6 protein-coding genes are annotated in these 5,537 nt (G+C 38.3%); 1 reads left to right on the plus strand and 5 read right to left on the minus strand.

Features of this window, described 5'->3' with window-relative positions; translation table 11 throughout:
• Positions 1-148: 148 nt before the first annotated feature.
• Positions 149-943: a glutamate racemase gene (gene murI, locus AM305_RS10920; protein WP_035294632.1), complete on the minus strand. Its 795-nt coding sequence runs from the start codon at positions 941-943 to the stop codon at positions 149-151.
• A gap of 107 nt (positions 944-1,050) precedes the next feature.
• A complete protein-coding gene (gene asnA / locus AM305_RS10925) occupies positions 1,051-2,043 on the minus strand; it encodes an aspartate--ammonia ligase (RefSeq protein ID WP_005826065.1) in 993 nt (330 codons plus the stop codon).
• A gap of 192 nt (positions 2,044-2,235) precedes the next feature.
• Between asnA and asnC the strand changes: the two genes are divergently transcribed.
• Positions 2,236-2,706 carry a transcriptional regulator AsnC gene (gene asnC / locus AM305_RS10930; RefSeq protein ID WP_005820082.1) on the plus strand — a complete coding sequence of 157 codons (471 nt, stop codon included), beginning with the start codon at positions 2,236-2,238 and terminating at the stop codon, positions 2,704-2,706.
• A gap of 29 nt (positions 2,707-2,735) precedes the next feature.
• Here asnC and AM305_RS10935 read toward each other — a convergent pair whose 3' ends face one another.
• From AM305_RS10935 to mltG, 3 genes are read right to left on the minus strand one after another with little or no spacing between them, the layout of a single operon-like run.
• Complete coding sequence (locus AM305_RS10935; RefSeq protein WP_005826066.1) at positions 2,736-3,722, minus strand: DNA polymerase III subunit delta'; 987 nt, start codon at positions 3,720-3,722, stop codon at positions 2,736-2,738.
• A 1-nt stretch (position 3,723) separates the two neighbouring features.
• Complete coding sequence (gene tmk, locus AM305_RS10940; protein ID WP_005820978.1) at positions 3,724-4,353, minus strand: dTMP kinase; 630 nt, start codon at positions 4,351-4,353, stop codon at positions 3,724-3,726.
• Positions 4,353-5,399 carry an endolytic transglycosylase MltG gene (mltG, locus tag AM305_RS10945; RefSeq protein WP_005826067.1) on the minus strand — a complete coding sequence of 349 codons (1,047 nt, stop codon included), beginning with the start codon at positions 5,397-5,399 and terminating at the stop codon, positions 4,353-4,355. Before mltG ends, tmk begins: the two co-directional genes overlap by 1 nt.
• Positions 5,400-5,537: the final 138 nt, after the last annotated feature.

Raw genomic sequence — 5,537 nt, forward strand, 5'->3', positions numbered from 1 at the left:
ATCATTCACAACAGTGCGTCGTTGTGTGTGGTGCATTATAGAGAAAAATAAAAACCTTGCAAGTACTTTTTTCAAAAAAAGTGATTAAAACATTAAATTTTAAACAACAAAATCAATAACGCATTGATTTTAAAGAAAATTATAAAAACTATATTTCAAGTACTTTTAAGCTTTTAAAGCCTAATTTGTGCATCATCACTTCTCGATTTTTGAAGTTTTCTGTCAATTCAGTGCAAAAAGCGGTATTTTCCCTTTCTTTCTCTTGCGAGTGATGATGATTTTCCAGCAATAAACTTTGAACACGCTTTGCAATCGCTTCGCCTGAATCAACAAAATAAGTTACCTGAGGCAATAACTGTTTTAGCTCTTCCTTCAATAATGGGAAATGTGTACAGCCTAAAATAACGGTGTCTAAAGTCGGATGATTAAGCCAAGGTTCAACACATTCTTTCAATGAAAACAAATCTACCGAGCCTGTTAATAATTTCGTTTCGGCTAATTCAACAATTTGGGTATTACCAATTTTTTCAACCTGACAATCTTTTGCATAGCGGTGAATGAGGTCCAAAACATAGGGTCGTTTAATCGTCCCAACTGTTGCCAATAAACCGATTGTTTTTGTTTTAGAAATTGCCGCAGCAGGCTTAATTGCCGGTACAGTTCCTACGATTGGAAAATCAAAACGTTCTCTCAATGCCGGTAATACTACCGTGCTTGCGGTGTTACAAGCGACCACCACAAGATCAAGCGGTTGTTTTTCTGCAATTTTTTGCACAATTTTGACCGCTCGTTCAATAAGTGCTTGCTCTGATTTTTCTGAATAGGGGAAAAAGGCATTATCGAAACAGTAAAGATAATGAGCATTTGGTAGCACTTTACGAACTTCGTCATAAATTGTTAGCCCACCCATTCCGGAATCATATAAAAGAATTGTTGGTTTCATAATATAAACATAAAGAAATACTGCGTGAAATGCTACTCTCTTCTTTATGTTCATTCAAGTACAAATAAAAAAGCGAGCCATTTAGCCCGCCTTTCTCTCTGTTTTCATTAGAGAATGTTCTCAAATTTCTCTAACATTTCTTTTGGCCATACGCTTGATTGCACTTCGCCAATATGTTTTTTACGAAGTAAGAACATTGCCATACGTGATTGACCAATACCGCCACCAATCGTTAAAGGTAATTTACCTGCTAACAGATCTTTATGCCAATCCATTTCTAAACGATCTTGATCGCCTGTGATCTCAACTTGTAAGCTCAATGCTTTTTCATCGACACGGATCCCCATTGAAGAAAGTTCAAATGCTGAACCTAATTGCTCGTTCCAAACTAAAATATCGCCATTCAAACCTTTGTAGCCATTTTCAGATTCTGTTGTCCAGTCATCATAGTCTGGTGCGCGACCATCGTGTGGTTTACCATCTGATAATTTACCACCAATACCGATTAAGAATACAGCACCATGCTCTTTACAAATCGCATTTTCACGCTCTTTGCCTGATAAATCCGGATAGCGTTTTACTAACTCTTCACTATGCACAAAAGTAATTTGTTTTGGTAAAATAGAAGGAATATCAAAGCGCGCTTCTACCGCCAATTCCGTTAAGCGAATTGCTTTATAAATTTCATTTACCGTTTCTTTTAAGTAATCAAAATTACGGCGACCTGCCGGAATCACTTTTTCCCAGTCCCACTGATCCACATACACAGAGTGAGTTGGATCTAATGACTCTTCATCTGGACGTAATGCCTTCATATGCACAAACAAACCTTCGCTTTCTTGGAAGCCAAAACGCGCTAATGTATGGCGTTTCCATTTTGCGAGAGAGTGAACAACCTCGTAAGTCGCATTTGGAATACATTTCACGTGTACTTGTACAGCCTTTTCAATACCCGATAAGTTATCTTGCATACCGTTGCCGACTTCGCTCAAGATAGGGCCTTGAACTTCAATTACGCCTAATTTATCAATTAAATACTGTGTAAAGGTGTTTTTAACAAAGCTGATTTCGTTTTGTTGTAAAATAAATGACTTTTTCATTTGGGTTCCTTAATTTCAATCTAAATTTGCTTTCCCGTCAAATGCGGTATGTGCATAATTTAAAGGAATGCATAAATTTTTCAACCTTTTCACTAATAAATTCTAATTAAATCATTTCAATGATAGATATTATTTAAATAAATATGCTAAATTTAAAATAATATCTAATAATTTGTAAAACCGGAGGAAATTTTGACCGCTTCTCAACTTCGCCAAACTATCGACAAACTCGATCAAATGATTTTAAGAGCGCTTATTCAAGATGCGAAAACCCCCTATGCGGAAATGGGTAAACTTTTTGGCGTAAGTGCCGCAACCATTCACGTTCGTGTCGAAAAAATGCGGCAATCCGGCATTATTGAAGGCACAAAAATTAAAGTGGATGAGCGTAAACTTGGCTATGACGTTTGCTGCTTTATCGGCATTATTTTGAAATCCGCCAAGGATTACGAAAAAGTGATTGCAAAATTGAGCGAATTTCCTGAAGTTGTCGAAGCCTATTACACGACGGGTAACTATTCGATTTTTACTAAAGTGATGACACATACGATTGAAGAGCTACATCAAGTGCTGGCAGGTAAAATTCAAAGCATAGATGAAATTCAATCTACCGAAACACTCATTTCAATGCAAAATCCGATCTTGCGGGATATTACTCCCTAACAAAAAAGAGAAGCCTTTGCTTCTCTTTTTTAAAACACGTCTAAAACCAATTTGGTCAGTGCGCTTGCTAACATTAATTCCACATTAACCGCATTTACTTCTCGTAAGTCTTGCTGTGTTTCCTGCAAAATTTGATAACCTTTTAGTAGCTGGGCGGAAGAAAGTTGTTGGCTAAACTGCACAATGCCTTGATATAAATCCGCATTCATCCACCCCACAGAAATCTGCATTTTAGCTTTTAGCGCATCACTAAAGAAACTCTCCAACCACTCTAATTGTTCATAAACCTCAGCCGGTTCTTTTTCAAAAGTAGAGAGTAACAGGAAAACATCTCGGCTTTTAAAGAAGCGCCAAAAGGTTTGTAAAAAGGCTTTGCGAACCGGCAAGCGGTCATTTTCTAAAAATGTTTTACAAATCAGTGGACGTTGATGACATAGCCTTAGCGCAATCATTACCTCTTCCTCTGAAGCCTGTGGACAACGAGCTTGTAGCCAAGGCAATGCCACCGAAATTTCAGGGGGGTGTACCGTCCAAATTTGACAACGACTTTGAATTGTTGCCATCATTTTGGCTTGCAATGCCGTTTCTAGCAGAAAATAAACACCTTCTCGTGGCTCTTCAAGCGTTTTCAGTAAAGCGTTCGCTGCAGCTTCGGTTAAACGTTCTGCGCCACGAATATAAACCACCACATTACCCGATTGTTGTGCAAAGGTTTGAAGCTTCAAAGTCATCTCACGAATTTGATCAACACCGATATCCTTATTCTCTATCGAGGCAAGAAGATGAAGATCGGGATGATTGCCACTCTGTAACAACAAACAACTTTTACATTGGAAACAAGGCTCCTCAACGTTTTTCTGCTGGCAAAGAAGCCATTGCGCTAAATGTTGAATTAATGTCTCGGTGCCTAAACCAACATCTGTTTTAAACAATAAAGCGTGATGCCCCCGACCTTGTAGAAAAGTCGAGGTAATTTGTTGATAAGTTTGTTGAAGCCAAGGATAAAGGGTCATCATACTATTTTGCAAACTTTAAGAAATTTTCAACCGCTTGTTGAATATCAGCTGCGACTTTTTCAATCGGCTGTTCGGCATTGATAATCACCGCTTTATCATTATTTTGCGTAAGTTCTAAATAACGCTGACGTGTACGGTAGAAAAAATCCAAACTTTGTTGCTCAATACGATCCAATTCGCCACGTCCACGAGCGCGCTCTAGACCAATGGCAGGGTCAATATCTAAGTAAATAGTTAAATCGGGTTCAAAATCACCTAAAATCGTCTGTTTTAATGTTTCAAGTAATTGACGATCTAATTGACGTCCACCGCCTTGATAAGCCTGTGAAGACATATCGTGCCGATCACCTAATACCCATTTCCCTTCTGCCAGAGCTGGTTTTATCACATTCTCAACCAATTGTACACGCGCTGCATAAAGCATCAATAATTCAGCCTTATCATTCACTGGCTCTTCCAAATCGTGTTTAATCAAATGACGAAGCTTTTCCGCCAAGGGCGTACCGCCCGGCTCACGGGTTTGAACAATGTGATGAATACCGGCGGCTTCTAGCTGCGCTAAAATTGCCTGATGAGCTGTTGTTTTGCCTGCGCCTTCTAATCCTTCAAGCACAATAAATTTACCACGCATTATTTCTTTTCCTCTTGCTTCGCTTGCTTACGCTCACGTTCAATTTTAATCCAATTTTTGACCGCTTGATTATGCTCATTTAGAGTTTGGCTAAATTTATGCCCACCACTACCATCTGCAACAAAATAAAAATAAGCCGTACTATCTGGTTGAGAAACCGCCTTAATTGCTGCTTCGCTTGGCATTGCAATTGGTGTCGGCGGCAAGCCATCAATCACATAAGTATTATAAGGCGTTGGTTCAAGTAGATCTTTCTTACGGATATTGCCATCATATTTATCGCCCATACCATAAATGACCGTTGGGTCGGTCTGCAATTTCCAGCCATTTTTCAAGCGATTGATAAAGACCGATGCCACTTGCGGACGTTCATTCGCCACACCCGTTTCTTTTTCGACAATCGAAGCCAAAATTAACATTTCATAAGGGCTTTTAAGCGGTAGATTTTCCGCCCTATTTTGCCAAGCCTGCTCTAAGGTTTTTTGTTGCTTTTGATAAGCACGCTTTAACAGCTCTAAATCTGTGGAATACGGCACATAATTATACGTTTCCGGCGCAATCCAGCCTTCTAATTTATCTGAATTGATCCCCAATAATTGAGCAATCTCAGCCTCGCTTTTCCCTTTCAAGGTATGTTCTAAATAGCTCGCTTTTTCAAGTTGCTCACGAAATGTTTTAAAGGTTTTTCCTTCAATTAATTTCACATTAAGCTGAACTTCTTTACCCGAATTCAAGTGCTTTAATAAATCTTGCACAGAGTGTAAACCATTTAATGAATAAACCCCTGCTTTAAATTGTGAAAATTCAGGTTTAATGCGAATAAGATAAGGTAAAAGCCCAACATCACTATGTGTAACAATGCCTTGTTCTTCTAATTGTTTAGCAAGTTTTTGAGCTGATGTTCCTTTTTCAAGGATAAAAAACTGATCTTCTCGTGTCGTTAGTGGATGTTCAGCTAATGAAATCATTTTTTGATAGCCGTAAAAAGCTCCACCTGCAGCAACAACACCAACCAAACCGAGTGAAATTAAGAATTTTTTTAACATAAAATAAAGTAGTAAAAGATATAGGGGACAAATTTTACTATAAAAACCGATGAAAAAGGAAAAATAAACAAGCGGTTAATTTTTTATTTTCAATTACAAGATAAGAATAATAAGTGGTGGGTCGTGAAGGATTCGAAC

The organism is Actinobacillus minor NM305 (genome assembly GCF_000175195.1).
In the GTDB taxonomy this organism is placed as follows: domain Bacteria; phylum Pseudomonadota; class Gammaproteobacteria; order Enterobacterales; family Pasteurellaceae; genus Haemophilus_A; species Haemophilus_A minor.

Bases quoted from the DNA above. Each gene is read 5' to 3' on its own strand.
- murI (WP_035294632.1), bottom strand. From the start codon at position 943: ATGAAACCAACAATTCTTTTATATGATTCCGGAATGGGTGGGCTAACA.
- asnA (WP_005826065.1), bottom strand. From the start codon at position 2,043: ATGAAAAAGTCATTTATTTTACAACAAAACGAAATCAGCTTTGTTAAA.
- AM305_RS10935 (WP_005826066.1), bottom strand. From the start codon at position 3,722: ATGATGACCCTTTATCCTTGGCTTCAACAAACTTATCAACAAATTACC.
- tmk (WP_005820978.1), bottom strand. From the start codon at position 4,353: ATGCGTGGTAAATTTATTGTGCTTGAAGGATTAGAAGGCGCAGGCAAA.
- mltG (WP_005826067.1), bottom strand. From the start codon at position 5,399: ATGTTAAAAAAATTCTTAATTTCACTCGGTTTGGTTGGTGTTGTTGCT.